The 23,074-nt window shown below is 56.3% G+C and carries 15 protein-coding genes; all 15 read left to right on the top strand.

The annotated features are described in order from the left end of the window. Positions 1-102 precede the first annotated feature (102 nt). The 15 genes from SK50_RS18595 (at position 103) to SK50_RS18525 (ending at position 23,046) form a co-directional block, all read left to right on the top strand. A complete protein-coding gene (locus SK50_RS18595; protein WP_048229809.1) occupies positions 103-5,055 on the top strand; it encodes an alpha-2-macroglobulin family protein in 4,953 nt (1,650 codons plus the stop codon). A 1-nt stretch (position 5,056) separates the two neighbouring features. After that, positions 5,057-7,384: a peptidoglycan glycosyltransferase PbpC gene (gene pbpC / locus SK50_RS18590; protein ID WP_017692922.1), complete on the top strand. Its 2,328-nt coding sequence runs from the start codon at positions 5,057-5,059 to the stop codon at positions 7,382-7,384. 88 nt (positions 7,385-7,472) lie between these two features. Next, positions 7,473-9,851: a DMSO/selenate family reductase complex A subunit gene (locus SK50_RS18585; RefSeq protein WP_017692923.1), complete on the top strand. Its 2,379-nt coding sequence runs from the start codon at positions 7,473-7,475 to the stop codon at positions 9,849-9,851. After that, positions 9,848-10,477: a DMSO/selenate family reductase complex B subunit gene (locus SK50_RS18580; RefSeq protein WP_015572168.1), complete on the top strand. Its 630-nt coding sequence runs from the start codon at positions 9,848-9,850 to the stop codon at positions 10,475-10,477. Before SK50_RS18585 ends, SK50_RS18580 begins: the two co-directional genes overlap by 4 nt. After that, positions 10,470-11,249 carry a dimethyl sulfoxide reductase anchor subunit family protein gene (locus SK50_RS18575; RefSeq protein WP_017692924.1) on the top strand — a complete coding sequence of 260 codons (780 nt, stop codon included), beginning with the start codon at positions 10,470-10,472 and terminating at the stop codon, positions 11,247-11,249. The genes SK50_RS18580 and SK50_RS18575 overlap by 8 nt, the downstream gene beginning before the upstream one ends. After that, complete coding sequence (locus SK50_RS18570; protein ID WP_017692925.1) at positions 11,249-12,124, top strand: 4Fe-4S binding protein; 876 nt, start codon at positions 11,249-11,251, stop codon at positions 12,122-12,124. The genes SK50_RS18575 and SK50_RS18570 overlap by 1 nt, the downstream gene beginning before the upstream one ends. Positions 12,125-12,248: 124 nt before the next feature. Beyond that, on the top strand, positions 12,249-12,680 hold the full coding sequence (gene ndk, locus SK50_RS18565; RefSeq protein WP_003860625.1) for a nucleoside-diphosphate kinase: 432 nt from the start codon (positions 12,249-12,251) through the stop codon (positions 12,678-12,680). A 147-nt stretch (positions 12,681-12,827) separates the two neighbouring features. Then, positions 12,828-13,994 carry a dual-specificity RNA methyltransferase RlmN gene (locus SK50_RS18560; protein WP_003860623.1) on the top strand — a complete coding sequence of 389 codons (1,167 nt, stop codon included), beginning with the start codon at positions 12,828-12,830 and terminating at the stop codon, positions 13,992-13,994. Positions 13,995-14,285: 291 nt separating this feature from the next. Further along, complete coding sequence (rodZ, locus tag SK50_RS18555) at positions 14,286-15,296, top strand: cytoskeleton protein RodZ (RefSeq protein ID WP_032649072.1); 1,011 nt, start codon at positions 14,286-14,288, stop codon at positions 15,294-15,296. Between the two features lie 26 nt (positions 15,297-15,322). Further along, complete coding sequence (gene ispG, locus SK50_RS18550; RefSeq protein ID WP_017383528.1) at positions 15,323-16,441, top strand: flavodoxin-dependent (E)-4-hydroxy-3-methylbut-2-enyl-diphosphate synthase; 1,119 nt, start codon at positions 15,323-15,325, stop codon at positions 16,439-16,441. Between the two features lie 81 nt (positions 16,442-16,522). Further along, on the top strand, positions 16,523-17,797 hold the full coding sequence (gene hisS, locus SK50_RS18545; protein WP_048229808.1) for a histidine--tRNA ligase: 1,275 nt from the start codon (positions 16,523-16,525) through the stop codon (positions 17,795-17,797). 13 nt (positions 17,798-17,810) lie between these two features. Continuing rightward, on the top strand, positions 17,811-18,431 hold the full coding sequence (locus tag SK50_RS18540) for a YfgM family protein (RefSeq protein ID WP_045344303.1): 621 nt from the start codon (positions 17,811-17,813) through the stop codon (positions 18,429-18,431). 10 nt (positions 18,432-18,441) lie between these two features. Continuing rightward, complete coding sequence (gene bamB / locus SK50_RS18535; RefSeq protein ID WP_017383525.1) at positions 18,442-19,620, top strand: outer membrane protein assembly factor BamB; 1,179 nt, start codon at positions 18,442-18,444, stop codon at positions 19,618-19,620. A 112-nt stretch (positions 19,621-19,732) separates the two neighbouring features. Continuing rightward, positions 19,733-21,205, top strand: a complete 1,473-nt coding sequence (der, locus tag SK50_RS18530) for a ribosome biogenesis GTPase Der (RefSeq protein WP_022648998.1) — start codon at positions 19,733-19,735, stop codon at positions 21,203-21,205. A 299-nt stretch (positions 21,206-21,504) separates the two neighbouring features. Then, positions 21,505-23,046: a peptide MFS transporter gene (locus tag SK50_RS18525; protein WP_015572174.1), complete on the top strand. Its 1,542-nt coding sequence runs from the start codon at positions 21,505-21,507 to the stop codon at positions 23,044-23,046. Positions 23,047-23,074: the final 28 nt, after the last annotated feature.

The raw sequence follows: 23,074 nt of genomic DNA, 5'->3' as shown, positions 1-23,074 counted from the left end.
GTGCTTTCCAGATTATAAAATTGGACTTTTTGTATTAACGAAACTTGCGGATAATACTTATCCGGACGATGACCAACAGGCCCCTCAGGCCAGGGACACAGGATGAAACCGTTTCGCTTAGCTGCGATCTCTCTCGCGCTGCTCACCACCTTTACGCTTGTCGGCTGTGATAACAGCGACGACAAACCTCAGGCCGCTGCCCCCGCAGCGTCTACTGCATCAGAACAGAAAACCCCGGCAAAACCGGATCCTGAAAAGCTGGCTAAGCTGGCCGCGCAGAGTCAGGGCAAGGCGTTGACGCTGCTGGATGCCTCTGAAGTGCAACTCGACGGCGCTGCGACGCTGGTTCTGACCTTCTCTGTACCGCTGGATCCCAGCCAGGATTTTGCGAAAACGGTGCATGTGGTGGATAAAAAAAGCGGCAAAGTGGACGGCGCCTGGGAACTGGCCCCCAATCTGAAAGAGCTGCGCCTGCGCCATCTGGAGCCGAATCGTAATCTGGTCGTCACCGTCGAACGTAATTTGCTGGCGCTGAACAAAGCGACATTCGGCATCGACTATGAAAAAGCGATCACCACCCGGGATGTTGAACCGACGGTCGGATTCGCCAGCCGCGGATCGCTGCTGCCGGGTAAGGTGGTGGAAGGGTTGCCGGTGATGGCGCTCAACGTCAACAATGTGGATGTGAACTTCTATCGCGTGAAGCCGGAGTCGCTGGCCTCGTTTGTCAGCCAGTGGGAGTACCGTAACTCGCTGACCAACTGGGAATCTGACAACCTGCTGAAGATGGCGGAACTGGTCTACACCGGCCGTTTCGACCTCAACCCGGCGCGCAATACGCGTGAAAAACTGCTCCTGCCGCTCAAAGATATTAAGCCGCTCCAGCAGTCTGGCGTCTATATCGCCGTGATGAATCAGGCTGGTCACTATAACTACAGTAACGCCGCGACGCTCTTTACCTTAAGTGATATTGGGCTGTCCGCTCACCGTTATCATAACCGCCTGGACATCTTCACCCAGAGTCTTGAAAACGGTGCGGCGCAGTCAGGTGTGGCCATTACCCTTCTGAACGATAAAGGGCAGACCCTGGCCGAGGCGAACAGCGACGCCGATGGTCATGCGAAACTGCAAACCGATAAAGAAGCCGCGCTGATCCTGGCCAGTAAAGATGGCCAGACGACGCTTCTCGACCTCAAACTTCCGGCGCTGGATCTGGCGGAGTTTGATATCGCCGGTAACCCGGGTTACAGCAAACAGTTCTTTATGTTTGGCCCGCGCGATCTCTATCGTCCGGGTGAAACGGTGATCCTGAACGGCCTGCTTCGCGACAGCGATGGCAAACCGCTTCCCGATCAGCCGGTAAAACTTGACGTGCTGCGCCCGGACGGACAGGTGGCGCGTACGGTCGTTGTGCAACCTGAGAACGGCCTTTATCGCTTCAACTATCCGCTCGATAGCGGCGCCCAGACCGGCATGTGGCATATTCGCGCGAATACGGGCGATAACCAGCAGCGCATGTGGGATTTCCACGTCGAAGATTTTATGCCTGAGCGTATGGCGCTGAATCTGACCGGGCAAAAAACGCCAGTTTCCCCGCAGGATAATGTCGACTTTAACGTTGCTGGCTATTACCTGTATGGCGCGCCGGCTAACGGTAATTCTCTGCAAGGCCAGCTTTTCCTGCGTCCGCTACGTGACGCGGTGCCTACGCTGCCTGGCTTCCAGTTCGGTGATATTGCCGAGGAGAACCTGAGCCGCAGCCTGGATGAAGTGCAGCTTACGCTGGACGAACAGGGGCGTGGGCAGGTTACCACCGAAAGCCAGTGGAAAGAGGCGCACTCGCCGCTGCAACTGATTTTGCAGGCCAGCCTGCTGGAATCAGGTGGGCGTCCGGTAACGCGACGCGCCGAGCAGGCTATCTGGCCTGCGGCTGAACTTCCGGGGATCCGCCCACAGTTCGCCAGCAAGGCCGTTTACGACTACCGTACCGATACCACCGTCAATCAGCCGATTGTCGATGAAAACGGCAACGCCAGCTTTGACATCGTCTATGCCGATGCCAGCGGGACGAAAAAAGCGGTATCTGGTTTGCAGGTGCGTCTGATCCGTGAGCGTCGCGACTACTTCTGGAACTGGTCCGAGAGTGAGGGCTGGCAGTCCCAGTTTGATCAAAAAGATCTGGTTGAGGGCGAGCAGGAGCTAAACCTCAAGGCCGATGAAACCGGTAAAGTCACCTTCCCGGTGGAGTGGGGCTCATACCGTCTGGAAGTGAAAGCCCCTGATGACATGGTCAGCAGCGTGCGCTTCTGGGCGGGGTACAGCTGGCAGGATAACAGCGATGGCACGGGCGCTGCTCGCCCGGATCGTGTGACGCTGAAACTGGACAAGCCATCCTATCAGCCAGGCGATACCATCAACCTGCATATTGCAGCGCCGGCCGCAGGCAAGGGCTATGCAATGATCGAATCCAGCGAAGGACCGCTGTGGTGGAAAGAGATCGACGTGCCAGCAAACGGTCTGGATCTCGCCATTCCGGTGGATAAGGACTGGAAACGTCACGATCTCTACCTCAGCACGCTGGTGGTTCGTCCTGGCGATAAATCCAAATCCGCCACGCCAAAACGGGCGGTTGGCCTGCTGCATCTGCCAATGGGGGACGAAAATCGTCGCCTGAACATCGCACTGGATAACCCGCAAAAAATGCGTCCGAACCAGACGCTTTCTGTGAAAGTGAAAGCCAGCGTAAAAGAGGGGACTGTGCCACAGAAGGTGAACGTACTGGTCTCGGCTGTCGATAGCGGCGTGCTGAACATTACCGACTACGTCACGCCGGATCCGTGGGAAGCTTTCTTCGGTCAGAAGCGCTATGGCGCGGACATCTATGATGTTTACGGCCAGGTGATTGAAGGTCAGGGACGTCTGGCCGCACTGCGCTTTGGCGGAGACGGCGATGAACTGAAACGCGGCGGTAAGCCACCGGTGAACCATGTCACCATAATTGCCCAGCAGGCGCAGCCGGTTACGCTTGATGCCAACGGCGAAGGCACCATCACGCTGCCGATTGGCGATTTCAACGGCGAACTGCGTCTGATGGCGCAGGGCTGGACGGAAGACGATTTCGGCAGCAGCGAAAGCAAAATCATTGTGGCGGCTCCGATTATCACCGAGCTTAATACGCCGCGATTCCTCGCAAGTGGCGATACCTCTCGCCTGACGCTGGACCTGACTAACCTGACGGACCAGCCGCAAACGCTGAACATTGCGTTAACCGCAACCGGTAAGTTGTCGCTCGAAGGTGCTCAGCCAGAGCCGGTTAAGCTGCCGCCTGGCGCACGTAGCACCCTGTTTATTCCGGTGCGCGCCCTGGAAGGCTATGGTGATGGTGAAGTGACTGCTCAGGTGTCGGGGCTTCAGCTCCCTGGTGAGACGTTTGCGCCGCAGCAGAAGAGCTGGAAAATTGGCGTGCGTCCCGCATTCCCGGCGCAAACGGTGAATACGGGCACGATGCTGAACCCTGGCGAATCCTGGAGTGCACCAGCACAGCATATCAACGGTTTCTCGCCTGCCACGCTACAGGGGCAGCTGTTGCTCAGCGGTAAACCACCTTTAAATCTGGCGCGCTACATTCGTGAACTTCAGGCCTATCCATACGGATGTCTTGAGCAGACCACCAGCGGCCTGTTCCCGTCGCTTTTCACCAACGCGGCACAACTTAAGGCACTGGGTATTAAAGGCGATACCGACGATAAACGCCGTGCGGCCATTGATATCGGGATCTCCCGTCTGCTGCAAATGCAGCGTGACGATGGCGGTTTTGCCTTGTGGGATAAAAACGGCCCGGAAGAGTACTGGCTGACCGCCTATGTCACGGACTTCCTGGTGCGGGCAGGGGAGCAGGGTTACAGCGTGCCTGCCGAGGCAGTGAATAACGCCAACAGCCGACTGCTGCGCTATTTACAGGATCCGGGGATGATGTCCATCCGCTACAGCGACGACACCCAGGCCAGCAAATTTGCTGTTCAGGCGTACGCTTCGCTGGTGCTGGCTCGTCAGCAAAAAGCGCCGCTCGGTGCGCTGCGTGAAATCTGGGAGCGCCACGCTCAGGCTGCTTCCGGGCTTCCGTTGATGCAGCTGGGCATGGCACTCAAACTGATGGGGGATGCACCGCGCAGCCAGCAGGCGCTGGATCTGGCTCTCAAAACTCCCCGTAACGACAGCCGAAACTGGATGGCGGATTACGGCAGCCAGCTGCGTGATAATGCCCTGATGCTCTCCCTGCTGGAAGAGTACAAGCTGCTGCCGGATGCGCAAAACAGGCTGCTGAACGCGTTATCTGAAGACGCGTTCAGCCAGCGCTGGCTGTCTACCCAGGAGAGCAATGCGCTGTTCATGGCCGGACGTTCACTGCAAACCTTGTCAGGCGCGTGGACGGCAACGACCAGCCTCTCTGAACAGACCCAGAGCAGTGATAAAGCGCAGGTAGAAAACCTGAACGGCGACCAGCTTGATGCCTTGCAGGTGACGAATACCGGCACTACGCCGCTGTGGGTACGACTGGACACGACTGGCTATCCGGAGTACGCGCCTCAGCCATCCTCTAATGTCTTGCAGATTGAACGTCATATCCTGGCGACAGACGGCAGCAGCAAGTCGCTCTCTTCTCTGAAGAGCGGTGAGCTGGTTCTGGTGTGGCTGGAGGTGAAGGCCAGCCAGAACGTGCCGGATGCGCTGGTGGTGGATCTGCTCCCGGCAGGTCTGGAGCTGGAAAACCAGAATCTGGCGAGCAGCAGCGCCAGCTTGCAGGACAGCGGCAGTGAAGTGCAAAACCTGCTGAATCAGATGCAACAGTCTGATATTCAGCACATGGAATTCCGCGACGATCGCTTTGTGGCCGCGGTGCCGGTCAATGAAGGTCAGCCGGTCACGCTGGTTTACCTGGCCCGTGCCGTTACGCCGGGAACCTACCAGGTGCCTGTTCCGATGGTCGAGTCCATGTACGTTCCGCAGTGGCGGGCAACGGGGGCGGCCAGTGGCCCGCTGATCGTTGTTCCGTAAGATGCGGATAGCACGCCTGATTCGCTCCCGCTGGCTGTGGCTGGCGGGAGCGCTTCTCGTTTCAGGGGGGCTGATTGTCGTCGCTGACCGCGTGTGGCCGTTGCCCCTGAAAGAGGTCAACCCAGCGCGAGTGGTGGTGGATGAGCAGGGTGTTCCGCTGTGGCGTTTTGCCGACAGCGAAGGCATCTGGCGCTATCCGGTTACCATTGAAGAGGTTTCCCCACGCTATCTTGAGGCGCTGATCCAGTATGAAGATCGCTGGTTCTGGGATCACCCGGGCGTCAATCCGCTTTCTGTACTGCGTGCCGCCTGGCAGGATCTCACCTCCGGGAGAGTGGTTTCCGGCGGGAGCACGCTTACCATGCAGGTGGCGCGCCTGCTGGATCCGCATCCGCGTACCTTTGGCGGCAAAATCCGTCAGCTGTGGCGGGCGATGCAGCTGGAGTGGCATCTCTCCAAGCGTGAAATCCTGACGCTGTATCTCAACCGTGCCCCGTTTGGCGGCACGTTGCAGGGCGTGGGCGCGGCAAGCTGGACTTACCTTGGCAAACCGCCGTCTCAGCTGAGCTATTCCGACGCGGCGCTGCTGGCAGTGCTGCCGCAGGCACCCAGTCGTCTGCGCCCGGATCGCTGGCCGAAACGTGCCGAAGCGGCGCGGAACAAAGTGCTCGACCGTATGCTGACTCAGGGTGTCTGGTCTGAGAAGCAGGTGAAAGAGTCCCGTGAAGAGCCGGTCTGGCTGGCTCCCCGGCAGATGCCGCAGCTGGCGCCGCTCTTTTCCCGCATGATGCTGAGTAAAAGTCGTGACACAAAAATAGTCACCACGCTGGATGCAGCTTTGCAACGACAGCTTGAAGAGCTGGCAATGAACTGGAAATCACGCCTGCCTGCCCGCAGTTCGCTGGCGATGATCGTCGTGGATCATACATCCATGAAAGTGCGTGGCTGGGTAGGCTCGGTAGATATCAATGATGACAGCCGTTTCAGCCACGTGGATATGGTCAATGCGATCCGATCGCCGGGATCGGTCCTCAAGCCATTCATCTATGGCATGGCGCTGGACGATGGTCTGATCCATCCCGCTTCGTTATTGCAGGATGTGCCAAGAAAAACGGGGGATTATCGTCCCGGCAACTTTGACAGCGGCTTCCATGGGCCGGTCAGTATGAGCGAAGCCCTGGTGCGTTCCCTCAACCTGCCTGCGGTGCAGGTTCTGGAAGCGTACGGCCCAAAACGTTTTGCCGGAATGCTGAGCAACGCGGGATTACCGCTCATTCTGCCTGCGGGGGCACAGCCCAACCTCTCTCTGATCCTGGGGGGCGCAGGCGCACGCCTGGCTGATATCGCTGCCGCCTATAGCGCCTTTGCGCGTCAGGGTAAGGCGGGCCGGCTGCGTTTACAGCCGGGCGATCCGCTGATCGAACGTCCGCTGCTGTCGCAGGGGGCGGCGTGGATCATTCGACGCATTCTCGCTAATGAAGCACAGCCCCTGCCGGACAGTGCGCTGCCCCAGGTTGCGCCGCTGGCGTGGAAAACGGGCACCAGCTATGGCTACCGGGATGCCTGGGCCATCGGCCTGAATGCCCGGTATGTCATTGGAATCTGGACCGGACGCCCGGACGGCACGCCCGTTGCCGGGCAGTTTGGTTTCGCCAGCGCGGTACCGCTCCTGAATCAGGTCAATAACATGCTTCAGTCCCGCTCGATGGTGGATGAAGCGCGCCTGCCGCGCGATCCGCGTCCTGCAAGCGTAGGACGGGGCGTGATTTGCTGGCCGGGGGGCCAGTCCCTGCCTGAAGGGAGCGAAAACTGTCGGCGTCGGCTGTCAACCTGGCTGCTGGAAGGCAGTGAACCGCCTACGCTGTTGCTGCCGGAACAGGAAGGTATTCGCGGGATCCGTTTCCCGGTCTGGCTGGATAAAGAAGGCAAACGCGTTGCGGCGGATTGTCCTGATGCGACAGAGAAAGTGCTGGATGTCTGGCCGCTACCGCTGGAGCCCTGGCTGCCTGCTGCTGAAAAACGGGCTGCTCGTCTTCCCGCCCGTTCAGCTATTTGCCCTCCGCTGGATAACCATAATGCGGCGCCGATGATGTTGTCAGGCGTCAGAGAAGGGGCGGTAATTAAACGTCTTCCGGGTGAGAAAAATATGACCCTTAACGTTTCAACCAGCGGCGGGGAGGGACAACGATGGTGGTTTTTGAATGGCGAACCGCTGGACGGGCATCAGAAGAATTATTCACTGCAATTATATTTGCCGGGTAAATATCAATTAATTGTATTAGATGAAACAGGACAAACGGCGACAGTGAATTTTGAATTAGATCGCTAAGTATTACCCCTCAAGAGTTAGCTTGATAATTATCAATATTCGTTCCTGAAAAAAAACGAGAATGCGTTTTTATTTGAAGGAACGAGCAATGAAAAAAAATAAACATCAGGGAGAAAGGCTTATTCCCTCCATATCCCGGCGTCAGTTTATTCAGGCAGGGTCGGCGCTCGCCGCCCTGCCGTTTGTCGTCAAAACCGGCAAAGTACAGGCACAGGGCGCGGCGGTTTCAGACGCTACGCCTGAAGAAAAAGTGGTGCAAACCTGTAGTACGTTTGACTGCGGCGGCAAATGTGATATTCGTGCTCACGTCAGTGATGGCGTTGTGACCCGAATTTCAACGCGTCCGGATAACGCGCTGGATCCGCAGATGCCAGTAATGCGCGCCTGCGTTCGTGGTCGGGCTTATCGGAAATTTGTTTATCACCCCGATCGACTGAAATATCCAATGAAACGCGTAGGTAAACGTGGCGAAGGAAAATTCGAGCGTATTACCTGGGATGAAGCCACCACCCTCATTGCGAATCAATTAAAAACTATTACGCAAAAATACGGTGCTGCGTCACGCTATGTTCATGTGGGCACCGCGGTGTCCGGCGGGACCTTTTCTGGCGATAAAATGGTTCGTCGTCTGCTCAACTTAACCGGCGGCTATCTCGAAAGCTATCACTCGGTCAGTATGGGTAACACGGCGGCGGCAACGCCGTATACCTATGGCACCGCCGCCAGCGGCAGCTCTCTGGACACGCTGCTGGACACCAAACTGGTCATTCTCTGGGGGCATAACCCGACGGAAACCATCTTCGGGCACAGCAACCACTTCTACCAGAAGATGAAGCAAAACGGCACGCGCTTCATTGTTGTCGACCCACGCTATTCCGATACGGTTTCCTCCCTTGCCGATCAGTGGATCCCATTGCTTCCTGCCACCGACAACGCCCTGATGGACGCGATGATGTATGTGATCGTCACGGAGAATCTGCACGATCGCGACTTTATTCAGCGCTACACCCTGGGCTTTGACGAAGACGCCATGCCAGAGGGCGTTCCGGCCAATGAATCTTTGATGGCTTACCTGAGCGGTGCAAAGGATGGCGTGGCGAAAACGCCCGAGTGGGCAGAGAAAATCACCCACGTGCCTGCACAAACTATTCGTCAGCTGGCGCGCGACTACGCAACCACCAAACCCGCCGCGCTGATCCAGGGCTGGGGACCGCAGCGTCACAACTGCGGCGAGCGCACCGCGCGCGGCTCGACGATACTGGCCACGCTAACGGGTAACGTCGGGGTGAAAGGCGGCTGGGCAGCAGGCTATGGCGGCTGCGCAAACCGCAAATTTGCGGCCGGGCCAGAGATGCCGGACAACCCGGTCAACGCCAAAATTTCGGTCATGAACTGGGTGCAGGCCGCGGATGATGCTTCTAAGGTAACCGCGGAAGATGGCCTGAAGGATGCTGAGAAGCTGGACAGCAATATCCGCATCCTGTTCTCGCTGGCGGGCAATTATCTGGCTAACCAGAACCCGGATCTTCATCAGGCAACCCGTGTCCTGGAAGACGAGTCGAAAATCGAGTTTATCGTCGCAAGCGATCTGTTTATGACGCCGAGCGCCAGATACGCCGACCTGCTTTTGCCGGAAACCAGCTTCATGGAACGCTGGAATATCGGCGAAACCTGGGGCACGGCAAGCTATCTGATCCTGTCAGAAAAGCTGATTGAACCTGAATTTGAACGCCGTTCAGACTACGACTGGCTACGGGAGGTCGCTGCTAAGCTTGGCGTCGAGCCAGCGTTCAGCGAGGGCCGTGACGAAAAAGCGTGGAGTGAGCACATCTGGGAGCAGACGCGGCTGTCCATGCCGGATGAAAACCTGCCGGACTTCGCGACGCTACAGAAGACGCGTCAGCATCTTTTCAAAAGCGCGCCGTACGTTGCCTTTGAAGACAACATTTGCGATCCGCAGAATCATCCGTTCCCGACGCCGTCCGGAAAAATTGAGATCTTCTCGAAGCGTCTGTACGACATGCATCACCCGGAAATTCCGGCGCTGTCGCACTACGTGCCTGCCCATGAAGGGCCGGAAGACGAGCTGGTCAAAACCTTCCCGCTCCAGCTGATCACCTGGAAAGGGAAAAACCGCGCTAACTCCACCCAGTACGCCAACCCGTGGTTAATTGAGGCGCAGCAGCAAAAGCTGTGGATCAACCCGCAGGATGCGCAAAAGCGCGGCATTGCGCAGGGGGATACCGTGCGTATTCATAACGCGCGCGGCATTTGCGAGATCCCGGCGGAGGTCACGCCGCGCATCATTCCAGGCGTGGTGGCCATGCAGGCAGGCGCCTGGTGGCAGCCGGACGCGCAGGGTATCGATAAAGGCGGCTGCGCGAACGTGCTCAGTTCCGCCCGTATTACCGCGCTTGCGAAAGGGAATTCCCATCAAACCATGCTGGTGGAGGTAGCTAAAGCATGAGTCAGTTTAAACATTACGCACCGGTGAGCGACAAACAGCTGGGTTTTTATATCGACTCTTCTCGCTGCTCGGGCTGCAAGGCATGCCAGGTGGCGTGCAAAGATAAAAACAACCTTGAGGTCGGACGTCGTTTCCGTCGCGTTTATGAAGTCAACGGCGGGAGTTTTATCCCGACCGGGCAGGGCGGCGTCAGCAACAACGTTTTTGCCTACACGCTCTCTATTTCCTGTAACCACTGCGCAGACCCTGTCTGCACCAAAAATTGTCCGACCACAGCGATGCATAAGCGTCCGGGGGACGGCATTGTGCGCGTTGATACTGATAAGTGCGTCGGCTGCGGCTACTGCGCATGGTCTTGCCCTTACGGCGCGCCACAGCTCAACGAGCAGACCGGGCAGATGTCCAAATGTGATTTCTGCGTGGATCTCCAGGCGAAGGGAGAGCAGCCCGTCTGTGTGGCAACCTGTCCACTCGAAGCGATTAAATTCGGGCCGATTGATGAACTGCGGGCGAAGTATGGTGCGGTCTGTGATGTGAAAGGCTTGCCTGATTCCTCCATCACCAAACCAAACCTGGTGATCAAAGCGCATCAGGGCGCAGAGAAAGAGGGGAAACGTCATGCATGAGTTACCGCTGCTGATTTTTACGCTGTTCCTGCAAGGATCGGTGGGCGTTACGCTGTGGCTGGCGTTCGGAAGCACGCAACGCAGCGCGCTGCTGCCGGCAGCCGGAGCGTTTGTGCTGGCGAGTCTGGGGCTGCTCGCCTCCGCGCTGCACATGGGCTATCCGCTTAATGCTCTTAACGCGCTGCGCCACGTATCCAGCTCCTGGCTGAGTCGTGAGATTATCTTTGCCAGTCTTTATCTTGCGGCGCTTGGCTTCGCAACGCTGCTGATGTTTGTCAAAAAGCCAGGCTGGAAGCCACTGTTGGTTGTGGCAGGTCTGGTTGGTTTAGTCGACGTGTTCTGCATGGCGCAGATCTACATGCACGCATCCGTGGTGACATGGCAGCACGTAAACACGCTGGTGCTGTTTATCGGTTCGGTGGGGATTATCGGCTCAGCCTGCATGGCCGTTTGGACGCGTACTCAGACAACCGTGCGTGCGGCGGTTGTCATTATTACGCTGGTGGTGCTTGTGCGTCTGGTGATGCAGCCCGTCTGGCTGGCAGATATTACGGCTATGGACAACACCGTGGTGACGTTCCCTCACGCACCGCTACAGATGCTGGAGCAACTGCGAACCGTTCATCTGCTGAGCTGGTGCGTATCCGTTGCGGGTATGCTGTGCTTTGCTGCGGGCGGTCTGAAAGCGGCGCGATCTCCCATGCTGCTGGGAAGCGCATTGCTGATTGTCGGTGAGCTGATGCTGCGCTTCGTTTTCTTCAGTATTGGCTGATGGGCGGATTGACCTTTGCCCCGGCGATGGACGTGACGCATGCGTGCGTCCGTCGCCGTTTTCGCCACGCTTCCTGCCTCGCCTGCGCGGACGTCTGTCCTGTGCAGGCTTTTACTTTTACCGACTCAAGCGTCTCGGTTGATGACAGCCGCTGTATTGAATGCGGTGACTGCCTGTTCGTCTGCCCCGCTGAGGCCATCACCGGCATCACGCCGCGAAAACGCTTTCTGTGTGGCGATACGCTTGTTGGGCCGTTTACTGACCGTGCGCCAGGGGTGAATGAGCTTCTGCTGTGGCACGCGCAGTACCACGTTCGTTTTATCAGTATCGACGCGGAGCAGAATCCTGACTGGTTGCTGGCGATTGCCCGGCTGAATCTGGCGCTTCGCCGACGCGGTGAAGCGGCGTGGGCGTTTAAATATATACCCGTCAACGAGGTTAATACCGCCCGGCGTGTGCTGATGCACGTTCCCCGAGAGGATGTCCAGGCCTGTAGCGTCGTGCCCGGTCAGCGTGAACTGCGCAGGGCGTTTTCTGCGTTTAGCGAGGCAGAGATAACTCTCGATACCGAATCCTGCGTACTGTGCGGCGCGTGCTGGCGGAGTTGTACGGAAAACGCGATTCGGTTTGAGAACGCTGAACTGGTCGTGGAAACCGGACGCTGTACGGGGTGCGGCGGCTGCGAAGCGGTATGCCAGCATGCGGCGATAAACGTGACGCAAACAGAAGGAACAGCGAAAAGCGTGACCATACCGGCATATGAAGCCGTTTGCCTGACGTGCCACCGTCATTTCTGGTCATTTACGTCTGATGAAAAGCAGTGTCCGCTCTGTTTTCATCATCAACACGGTATGAGAAATACGAGCTGTTGCTAATCTTCGTCTCATTTTAAAAAAATGTTATGCATAACCATAGGCAATGGCGCTATTGCTCTTTATAATCCGCGCCACACCATACTCAGGTATGCAAAAACAACAGAACATTTTACAGAGGTTATCAATGGCTATTGAACGTACTTTTTCCATCATCAAACCAAACGCGGTGGCAAAAAACGTTATTGGCAGCATCTTCGCTCGCTTTGAATCAGCAGGGTTTAAGATCGTTGGCACCAAAATGCTGCACCTGACCGTTGAGCAGGCTCGCGGTTTTTACGCTGAGCACGAAGGTCGCCCATTCTTTGATGGTCTGGTCGAGTTCATGACCTCTGGCCCAATCGTGGTATCCGTACTGGAAGGCGAAAACGCGGTACAGCGTCACCGCGATCTGCTGGGTGCAACCAACCCGGACAACGCGCTGGCAGGTACTCTGCGCGCCGACTATGCAGACAGCTTCACCGAGAACGGCACCCACGGTTCCGACTCTGTTGAATCTGCTGCGCGCGAAATCGCGTTCTTCTTCGCTGAAGGCGAAGTGTGCCCGCGCACTCGCTAATAATTTCGTAAATGCCGCGTGCAAACGTGGCATCCCTGCGCCAGACTTTGTACAATGCAACGCCCCGGACGAGCAGACTGCTTACCGGGGCGTTTCTTTTCAACCCACCAAGGGCCACAACGTGTAACAACGAGGCCGGAAAAAATTATGTCTGAATTAGTGAATACCTCCGAAGTCGCCATTCCTGCGGTTCCCAATAAAAATGGAAAAATTAACCTGCTGGACCTGAACCGTCAGCAGATGCGCGAGTTCTTTAAAGAGATGGGCGAGAAGCCATTTCGTGCCGATCAGGTCATGAAATGGATGTACCACTATTGCAGCGACAACTTTGATGACATGACGGACATCAACAAAGTGCTGCGCAATAAGCTTAAAGAAGTGGCGGAAATCCGCGCACCGGAAGTGGTGGAAGAGCAGCGCTCTTCAGATGGCACCATCAAGTGGGCCATTGCCGTTGGCGATCAGCGCGTTGAAACCGTGTATATCCCGGAAGACGATCGCGCCACGCTGTGCGTCTCTTCTCAGGTGGGCTGTGCGCTGGAGTGCAAATTCTGCTCTACGGCGCAGCAGGGCTTTAACCGTAACCTGCGCGTGTCGGAAATCATCGGCCAGGTCTGGCGTGCCGCGAAAATCGTGGGCGCGGCGAAAGTCACCGGTACACGTCCAATCACCAACGTGGTGATGATGGGGATGGGTGAACCGCTGCTCAACCTGACCAACGTCGTTCCGGCGATGGAAATCATGCTCGACGATTTCGGTTTTGGTCTGTCCAAGCGCCGCGTTACGCTCTCTACTTCCGGCGTTGTGCCTGCGCTGGACAAACTGGGCGACATGATTGACGTTGCGCTGGCCATCTCCCTTCACGCGCCAAACGACGCCATCCGTGACGAAATTGTGCCGATCAACAAAAAGTACAATATCGAAACCTTCCTGGCTGGCGTGCGCCGTTACCTGGAGAAATCCAACGCGAACCAGGGCCGCGTGACCATTGAATACGTGATGCTGGATCATGTTAACGACGGTACCGAGCATGCACATGAGCTGGCTGAACTGCTGAAAGATACACCATGTAAGATCAACCTGATCCCATGGAACCCGTTCCCGGGCGCGCCTTATGGCCGTAGCTCGAACAGCCGTATCGATCGCTTCTCAAAAGTGCTGATGGAGTATGGTTTCACCACCATCGTACGTAAAACGCGTGGCGACGATATCGACGCAGCCTGTGGTCAGCTGGCGGGTGACGTTATTGACCGTACCAAACGTACGCTGCGTAAGCGTATGCAGGGTGAGTCAATCGCGGTTAAAACCGTTTGATTATTATGCAGACACGGCGCATTTTTTGCGCCGTGAAGCATTAATTTACTGAATATTCAGTCACAATCATCACGACTGATTAATAATTACGGTGCGTTTCATACGACTTTCGGGCAGTATGTAACGACGTAACAACAGTTTAGCGTGAAGGCCTGCCAGCGCTGTCATCTGCGGCCCGACAGTCTTATACTGTTTGTTCCAGGTTAACTGACCTAAAGTTTCGCGGTGCGGGTGGCATTGTGACTCACCGGCACCTGAACCCTTATTTTCACGTACCAGTAGTTGTAGCGAATGAATACTGAAGCCACTCACGATCAAAATGCAGCACTCTCCACTGGCGTTCGTCTTCGCAACGCCCGTGAACAACTCGGACTTAGCCAGCAAGCCGTTGCAGAACGCCTGTGCCTGAAGGTTTCCACCGTTCGCGATATTGAAGAAGATAAGGCACCCGCCGATCTGGCTTCAACGTTTCTGCGCGGTTATATCCGTTCTTACGCCAAACTGGTTCATATCCCTGAAGACGAATTACTGCCGATGATGGAGAAGCAGGCGCCTGTGCGTGCGGCAAAAGTTGCGCCGATGCAGAGCTTCTCTCTGGGTAAACGTCGTAAAAAACGCGATGGCTGGCTGATGAGCTTTACCTGGCTGGTCCTGTTCGTGGTTGTCGGCCTGACGGGCGCATGGTGGTGGCAAAACCACAAAGCGCAGCAGGAAGAGATCACGACGATGGCCGATCAGTCCTCCGCTGAGCTCAATCAGTCTGGTAATAACGGCGCGCAAAGCGTGCCGCTGAGCACCGAAGGAGCTGCGACCTCCAGCGAACCTCAGGCGGCAGCAAGCAGCACGCCTGCAACCGAGCCAGCGACGACGCCAGAAGCGACGGCGAATACCGCACCAGCCACCCAGGCCCAGGATCAGAACGCGGTCGTATCACCTTCACAGGCCAATGTTGATACCGCCCCTGCGGCAACGGCACCGGCAGATAACACCGCGGCGTCACTGCCAACTGACCCGGCGGGTACGGCGGCACCTGCCGTTGACCCGAATGCGCTGGTGATGAATTTCACGGCGGATTGCTGGCTGGAAGTGACTGATGCGACAGGTAAAAAGCTGTTCAGCGGCCTGCAACGTAAAGATGGCACGTTAAATCTAACGGGCCAGGCACCTTACAAGCTTAAAATCGGCGCACCGGCAGCGGTACAGATCCAGTATCAAGGAAAACCTGTCGATCTGAGCCGCTTTATCAGAACTAACCAGGTTGCGCGTCTTACCGTTAATGCCGAACAATCAGCAGCACAGTAACAGACGGGCAATGCGGGAGATTTTACATGCATAACCAGGCTCCTATTCAACGTAGAAAATCGAAACGGATTTACGTTGGGAACGTGCCAGTCGGCGATGGGGCGCCTATCGCCGTCCAGTCGATGACCAATACGCGTACTACGGATGTAGAAGCGACGGTCAATCAAATCAAAGCATTAGAACGCGTAGGCGCGGACATTGTTCGCGTCTCTGTACCGACCATGGATGCCGCCGAGGCGTTCAAACTGATCAAGCAGCAGGTGAGCGTTCCGCTGGTTGCCGATATTCACTTCGATTACCGTATCGCGCTGAAAGTCGCTGAATATGGTGTCGATTGCCTGCGTATTAACCCAGGCAACATCGGCAACGAAGAGCGCATTCGCATGGTGGTTGACTGCGCCCGCGACAAAAACATTCCAATCCGTATCGGCGTGAACGCTGGCTCTCTGGAAAAAGATCTCCAGGAAAAGTACGGTGAGCCGACGCCGCAGGCGCTGCTCGAATCCGCAATGCGTCACGTCGATCATCTGGATCGCCTTAACTTCGATCAGTTTAAAGTGAGCGTGAAAGCGTCTGACGTCTTCCTGGCCGTTGAATCGTATCGTCTGCTGGCAAAACAGATCGATCAGCCGCTCCACCTTGGGATCACCGAGGCGGGCGGTCTGCGAAGCGGTTCGGTAAAATCGGCGATTGGTCTCGGCCTGCTGCTCTCTGAAGGCATCGGCGACACGTTACGCGTCTCCCTGGCCGCCGATCCGGTGGAAGAGATCAAAGTCGGTTTCGACATCCTGAAATCACTGCGTATCCGCGCGCGTGGGATCAACTTCATTGCCTGCCCAACCTGTTCACGTCAGGAGTTTGACGTGATCGGCACCGTGAATGCTCTGGAGCAGCGCCTGGAAGACATCATCACCCCGATGGACGTTTCCATCATCGGCTGCGTGGTGAACGGTCCGGGTGAAGCGCTGGTGTCCACGCTGGGCGTGACCGGCGGTAACAAGAAAAGTGGTCTCTATGAAGATGGCGTTCGTAAAGATCGTCTGGATAATAGTGATATGATCGACCAGCTCGAAGCCCGGATTCGCGCGAAAGCGACGATGATGGACGAAGCGAAGCGCATCAGCGTTCAGCAGGTTGAAAAATAACGTGATGGGAAGCAGGCTGCTTCCCATGTATGATTGAACCCATTCTTTGGGTTCTTTTTTGTATATAGAAAGAGAATAAACGTGGCAAAAAACATTCAAGCCATCCGCGGCATGAACGATTATCTGCCTGGCGAAACCGCCATCTGGCAGCGCATTGAAGGCACACTGAAGCAGGTGCTCGGCAGCTACGGTTACAGCGAAATTCGTTTGCCGATTGTAGAGCAGACCCCGTTATTCAAACGCGCGATCGGCGAAGTAACCGACGTGGTTGAAAAAGAGATGTACACCTTTGAGGACCGCAACGGCGACAGCCTGACTCTGCGTCCTGAGGGGACGGCGGGTTGCGTACGCGCCGGCATCGAACATGGTCTCCTGTACAATCAGGAGCAGCGCCTGTGGTATATCGGCCCGATGTTCCGCCACGAACGTCCGCAAAAAGGCCGCTACCGTCAGTTCAACCAGCTTGGCGTGGAAGTGTTTGGTCTGCAAGGACCCGATATCGATGCCGAACTGATTATGCTTACTGCCCGCTGGTGGCGTGCGCTCGGTATTTCTGAGCACGTTTCCCTGGAGCTGAACTCTATCGGTTCTCTGGAAGCGCGTGCGAACTATCGCGATGCGCTGGTGGCGTTCCTGGAACAGCACAAAGAGAAGCTCGACGAAGACTGTAAGCGTCGTATGTACAGCAACCCGCTGCGCGTACTCGATTCCAAAAATCCTGACGTACAGGCGCTGCTGAACGATGCGCCAGCGCTGGGTGACTACCTGGATGAGGATTCCCGCGAACACTTTGCCGGCCTGTGCAAGCTGCTTGAAGCGGCGGGCATTGCTTATACCGTTAACCAGCGTCTGGTGCGCGGTCTGGACTACTACAACCGCACCGTATTTGAGTGGGTCACCACCAGCCTCGGTTCGCAGGGCACCGTCTGTGCCGGCGGTCGTTATGACGGACTGGTCGAGCAACTGGGTGGTCGCGCAGCACCGGCTGTAGGCTTCGCGATGGGCCTTGAGCGACTTGTTTTGCTGGTTCAGGCAGTTAATCCGGAATTTAAAGCCGATCCTGTTGTCGATATATACCTGGTGGCCTCAGGTGCGGATACGCAGTCTGCGGCGATGCAGCTTGCCGAACGCGTGCGCGATGCGCTGCCGGACGTTAAGCTGATGACCAACCACGGCGGCGGCAACTTTAAAAAACAGTTTGCTCGTGCCGATAAGTGGGGCGCAAGTATCGCACTGGTGCTGGGTGAGTCCGAAGTGGCCAACGGCGAAGTGGTAGTCAAAGACCTGCGCTCTGGTGAGCAAACTACGGTAACGCAGGATGGCGTTGCGGCGCACTTGTGCACTCTATTGGGCTAAGGAGAAGGACTGCGTGGAAATTTACGAGAACGAACACGACCAGGTTGATGCGGTTAAGCGCTTCTTTGCTGAAAACGGCAAAGCACTGGTTGTAGGGGTTATTTTAGGTGTTGGTGCGCTGGTAGGCTGGCGTTACTGGAACAATCATCAGGCTGACTCTGCTCGCGGTTCGTCCCTGAACTACGAAAATACCGTTAGCGCAATCCGTGCCGATCAGCCGCAAACGTTGACGGCTGCGGAGAAATTTGCCGCTGACAATAATAACACCTACGGCGCGCTGGCTGCGCTGGAAGTGGCTCAGCAGTATGTTGATAAAAACGAACTGGACAAAGCCGCTGCGCAACTGTCTCAGGGGCTTGCTGCTGCCAGTGACGAAAATCTGAAAGCGGTGATCAATCTGCGTCTGGCGCGTATCCAGGTTCAGCAGAAAAAAGCCGACGACGCGCTGAAAACGCTTGATACCATCAAAGGCGAAGGCTTTGCCGCTATTGTTGCCGATCTTCGCGGTGAAGCACTGCTGAGTAAAGGTGATAAAGCGGGCGCGCGTAAAGCGTGGCAAGCTGGCGTGGATAGTAAAGCTTCACCTGCGCTGAGCGAAATGATGCAGATGAAAATAAATAATTTGTCCGTCTGAGAGGGACCCAATGCAATTGCGTAAATTACTTCTGCCAGGACTGCTTTCTGTTACGTTATTGAGTGGTTGTTCACTGTTCAGTGGCGAAGAAGACGTTGTTAAAATGTCCCCGCTGCCGACGGTTGAAAACCAGTTCACCCCATCCACCGCCTGGGACACCTCTGTGGGAGATGGTATTGGCGATTTTTATTCCAACCTGCACCCGGCATTTGCTGACGGCGTTGTCTATGCGGCCGATCGCAAAGGCACCGTTAAAGCGCTGAACGCTGATGACGGAAAAGAAGTGTGGTCCATTAACCTGGCGGAAAAAGACGGCTGGTTCTCCCGTAAACCTGCACTGCTTTCTGGCGGCTTGACCGTTGCTGGCGGTCACGTGTATGTGGGCAGCGAAAAAGCGCAGGTTTACGCGCTGAATGCCAGCGACGGTTCGGTTGCATGGCAGACCACCGTTGCCGGTGAATCCTTGTCGCGTCCGGTTGTCAGCGACGGCCTGGTGCTGATCCATACCAGCAACGGCCAGTTGCAGGCGCTGAACGAAGCCGATGGTCTGGTAAAATGGACGGTTAACCTGGATATGCCAGCGCTGTCTCTGCGTGGTGAATCTGCTCCGGCGACCGCCTTTGGCGCCGCCATTGTGGGCGGTGACAACGGCCGTGTCAGCGCGGTACTGATGCAGCAGGGCCAGATGATCTGGCAGCAGCGTATTTCCCAGGCGACCGGTTCAACTGAAATTGACCGTCTGAGTGACGTGGACACCACGCCAGTCATCGTTGACGGTGTGGTTTACGCGCTGGCGTACAACGGCAACCTGACGGCGCTGGACCTGCGTAGCGGCCAGATCATGTGGAAACGTGAGCTGGGTTCCGTGAACGATTTCATCGTCGACGGCAACCGTATTTATATGGTGGATCAGAACGACCGTCTGCTGGCGCTGAGCACCGAAGGTGGCGTGACGCTGTGGACGCAGAGCGATCTGCTGCACCGTCTGCTGACAGCACCGGCACTGTATAACGGCAGCCTGGTGGTGGGCGACAGCGAAGGCTATATGCACTGGATCGATCCAGAGAATGGTCGCTTCGTGGCACAGCAGAAAGTGGATAGCTCAGGCTTCCTAACGGAGCCCGTTGTGGCTGACGGCAAACTGCTGATTCAGGCAAAAGACGGCACGCTGTACGCGATCACGCGTTAATTACACGGCGGTTGTAGTATACTAAACGGCTCCTGTTCACTCAGGAGCCGTTTTGACATTTTTAAAAACGCTGCGAAAGCGACGTTATTTTGAATTTTATGAGGCTTCAAACATGGTACCTGTGGTCGCGCTTGTCGGGCGCCCTAACGTTGGAAAATCCACTCTTTTTAACCGTTTAACACGCACCCGTGATGCGCTGGTTGCGGATTTCCCGGGGCTGACGCGTGACCGTAAGTACGGTCGTGCAGAGGTGGAAGGACGCGAGTTCATCTGTATCGATACCGGGGGTATTGACGGTACGGAAGACGGCGTAGAAACCCGCATGGCAGAGCAATCTCTGCTGGCTATCGAAGAAGCGGATGTGGTTCTGTTTATGGTGGATGCTCGCGCTGGCCTGATGCCCGCGGATTCTGCTATTGCTAAACATCTGCGTTCACGCGAAAAGCCTACCTTCCTGGTGGCGAACAAAACTGACGGCATCGATGCCGATCAGGCTGTTGCGGATTTCTGGTCTTTAGGCCTGGGCGATATTTATCCTATCGCGGCCTCGCATGGTCGTGGCGTCACCAGCCTGCTGGAAACCGTTCTGCTGCCGTGGGTAGATGAAGTGAACCCGCCGGAAGAGGTGGACGAGGACGCTGAATACTGGGCGCAGTTTGAAGCCGGAGAGGAAGGCGAGGAAGAGCCGGAAGACGACTTCAACCCGCAGGATCTGCCTATCAAGCTGGCTATCGTGGGTCGCCCAAACGTAGGTAAGTCTACGCTTACTAACCGTATTCTCGGTGAAGAGCGCGTGGTGGTTTACGACATGCCAGGCACAACGCGTGACAGCATTTACATTCCAATGCAGCGCGATGAACGTGAGTACGTACTTATCGACACCGCAGGGGTGCGTAAGCGTGGGAAAATCACCGATGTGGTAGAAAAATTCTCGGTGATCAAAACCCTTCAGGCGATTGAAGACGCCAATGTGGTGCTGCTGGTCATCGACGCACGTGAAGGTATCTCCGATCAGGATCTCTCTCTGCTCGGCTTTATCCTCAATAGTGGGCGCTCGCTGGTTATCGTCGTCAACAAGTGGGACGGTTTGAGCAATGAAGTGCGCGAGCAGGTGAAAGAGACGCTGGACTTCCGTCTGGGCTTTATCGACTTTGCCCGCGTTCACTTCATCTCTGCCCTGCACGGGAGTGGTGTTGGCAACCTGTTCGAATCCGTTCGTGAAGCCTATGACAGCTCTACCCGCCGTCAGAGCACGGCGATGCTGACCCGTATCATGAACATGGCTGCTGAAGACCACCAACCGCCGCTGGTGCGCGGTCGTCGCGTGAAGCTGAAATATGCTCACGCCGGGGGGTATAACCCGCCTATCGTGGTGATCCACGGTAACCAGGTGAAGGATCTGCCGGACTCCTACAAACGCTACCTGATGAACTACTTCCGCAAGTCGCTGGACGTGATGGGTACGCCTATCCGCATTCAGTTCAAGGAAGGGGAGAACCCGTTTGCGAATAAACGCAACACCCTGACGCCGAACCAGATGCGTAAGCGTAAGCGTTTGATTAAGCACATTAAGAAAAGCAAATAATTCTTACCGAACTCACTAAAACCCGCGCCTGTCGCGGGTTTTTTTCGCCCATTCAAAAGGTCTGCCTTCCCTGTGTGATGTCAATCACTATTCGCTTTTAACCATGTTTATATCTAAGAAAGTAGACAATCATCGAATTTTCGTCTTAAAGTCCAGGGTTCGGTACTAGACAAAACTAGCGCCTGGTTATCAAATGGTTAACCAACATTTCGCCGCATGTAAAAAATCGATCGGATACGTAACCGTTCGGCGTACATGCTGGTGTTTACAAGCACGACACATACCTTTTCGGGAGAATTATGCAATCCTCTGTTAATCAAAAAGAGAGCCGAACCTTCTTCGGCCATCCTTATCCGCTCGGTTCGCTGTTCTTCACCGAGATGTGGGAGCGTTTTTCGTTTTACGGTATTCGCCCGCTACTGATTCTGTTTATGGCCGCCACCGTCTATGACGGCGGGATGGGCCTGGCGCGTGAAAACGCCTCGGCGATTGTCGGCATCTTTGCCGGCACCATGTACCTCGCTGCGCTGCCGGGCGGCTGGCTGGCGGATAACTGGCTCGGCCAGCAGCGGGCCGTCTGGTACGGTTCGATTTTGATTGCGCTCGGGCACCTGTCGATCGCCCTGTCGGCCATCATGGGCGACAACCTGTTCTTCATCGGCCTGATGTTTATCGTGCTCGGCTCCGGCCTGTTCAAGACCTGTATCTCGGTCATGGTCGGCACCCTGTATAAAAAAGGCGATGCGCGTCGTGACGGCGGTTTCTCGCTGTTCTATATGGGCATCAACATGGGCTCGTTCATTGCCCCTCTGATTTCCGGCTGGCTGATTAAAACCCACGGCTGGCACTGGGGCTTTGGTATCGGTGGTATCGGGATGCTGGTCGCCCTGATTATCTTCCGCGTGTTTGCCGTTCCGGCCATGAAGCGCTACGACAGTGAAGTCGGTCTGGACTCCACCTGGAACAGTCCGGTAGTGAAACGTAACGGCGTGGGTGCCTGGCTGCTGGCGCTGGCTGTGGGTGTTGCAATCATCGTAACGTTGATTGCCCAGGGCGTGATTGTGATTAATCCGGTCGCGGTCGCCAGCGTGTTGGTGTATGTGATTGCCGCCTCCGTCGCGCTCTACTTCATCTATCTGTTCATCTTCGCCGGGCTGAATCGCAAAGAGCGCGCAAGGCTGCTGGTGTGCTTTATTCTGCTGGTCTCCGCCGCGTTCTTCTGGTCCGCGTTCGAGCAGAAGCCAACCTCCTTCAACCTGTTCGCCAACGACTACACTAACCGCATGATCGGTGATTTTGAGATCCCGGCGGTGTGGTTCCAGTCGATCAATGCCCTGTTCATCATTCTGCTGGCCCCGGTATTTAGCTGGGCATGGCCGAAGCTGGCGAGCAAAAACATTCGTCCGAGCAGCATCACCAAGTTCGTGATCGGCATTCTGTGCGCGGCGGCGGGCTTTGGCCTGATGATGCTGGCGGCGCAGAACGTGCTGAGCAACGGTGGGGCAGGGGTTTCTCCGTTCTGGCTGGTGGGCAGTATCCTGATGCTGACGCTCGGGGAACTGTGCCTGAGTCCGATTGGTCTGGCGACCATGACCCTGCTGGCGCCGGAGAGAATGCGCGGCCAGATGATGGGCCTGTGGTTCTGCGCCAGTGCGCTGGGTAACCTGGCTGCGGGGCTGATTGGTGGTCACGTGAAGGCCGACCAGCTGGATATGCTGCCAGACCTCTTTGCCCGTTGCTCCATTGCGCTGCTGATTTGTGCTGCGGTGCTGATCGTCCTCATTGTTCCGGTGCGCCGCATGCTGGAAAATGCGCAGACTAAACCGGCCGCTAACGCCTGATAAACCTCGACCTTGCCGGGGTGGCGTT

Origin of the sequence: Enterobacter sp. BWH64 (assembly GCF_001037645.1) — a bacterium.
GTDB lineage: Bacteria > Pseudomonadota > Gammaproteobacteria > Enterobacterales > Enterobacteriaceae > Enterobacter > Enterobacter hormaechei_C.
The sequence above is the reverse complement of the archived record's forward strand: the minus strand, read 5'-3'. Positions and strand labels throughout refer to the sequence as shown.

Excerpts from the sequence above, each read along its gene's own strand:
- SK50_RS18595 (WP_048229809.1), top strand. The coding sequence starts at position 103 with ATGAAACCGTTTCGCTTAGCTGCGATCTCTCTCGCGCTGCTCACCACC.
- pbpC (WP_017692922.1), top strand. The coding sequence starts at position 5,057 with ATGCGGATAGCACGCCTGATTCGCTCCCGCTGGCTGTGGCTGGCGGGA.
- SK50_RS18585 (WP_017692923.1), top strand. The coding sequence starts at position 7,473 with ATGAAAAAAAATAAACATCAGGGAGAAAGGCTTATTCCCTCCATATCC.
- SK50_RS18580 (WP_015572168.1), top strand. The coding sequence starts at position 9,848 with ATGAGTCAGTTTAAACATTACGCACCGGTGAGCGACAAACAGCTGGGT.
- SK50_RS18575 (WP_017692924.1), top strand. The coding sequence starts at position 10,470 with ATGCATGAGTTACCGCTGCTGATTTTTACGCTGTTCCTGCAAGGATCG.
- SK50_RS18570 (WP_017692925.1), top strand. The coding sequence starts at position 11,249 with ATGGGCGGATTGACCTTTGCCCCGGCGATGGACGTGACGCATGCGTGC.
- ndk (WP_003860625.1), top strand. The coding sequence starts at position 12,249 with ATGGCTATTGAACGTACTTTTTCCATCATCAAACCAAACGCGGTGGCA.
- SK50_RS18560 (WP_003860623.1), top strand. The coding sequence starts at position 12,828 with ATGTCTGAATTAGTGAATACCTCCGAAGTCGCCATTCCTGCGGTTCCC.
- rodZ (WP_032649072.1), top strand. The coding sequence starts at position 14,286 with ATGAATACTGAAGCCACTCACGATCAAAATGCAGCACTCTCCACTGGC.
- ispG (WP_017383528.1), top strand. The coding sequence starts at position 15,323 with ATGCATAACCAGGCTCCTATTCAACGTAGAAAATCGAAACGGATTTAC.
- bamB (WP_017383525.1), top strand. The coding sequence starts at position 18,442 with ATGCAATTGCGTAAATTACTTCTGCCAGGACTGCTTTCTGTTACGTTA.
- der (WP_022648998.1), top strand. The coding sequence starts at position 19,733 with ATGGTACCTGTGGTCGCGCTTGTCGGGCGCCCTAACGTTGGAAAATCC.
- SK50_RS18525 (WP_015572174.1), top strand. The coding sequence starts at position 21,505 with ATGCAATCCTCTGTTAATCAAAAAGAGAGCCGAACCTTCTTCGGCCAT.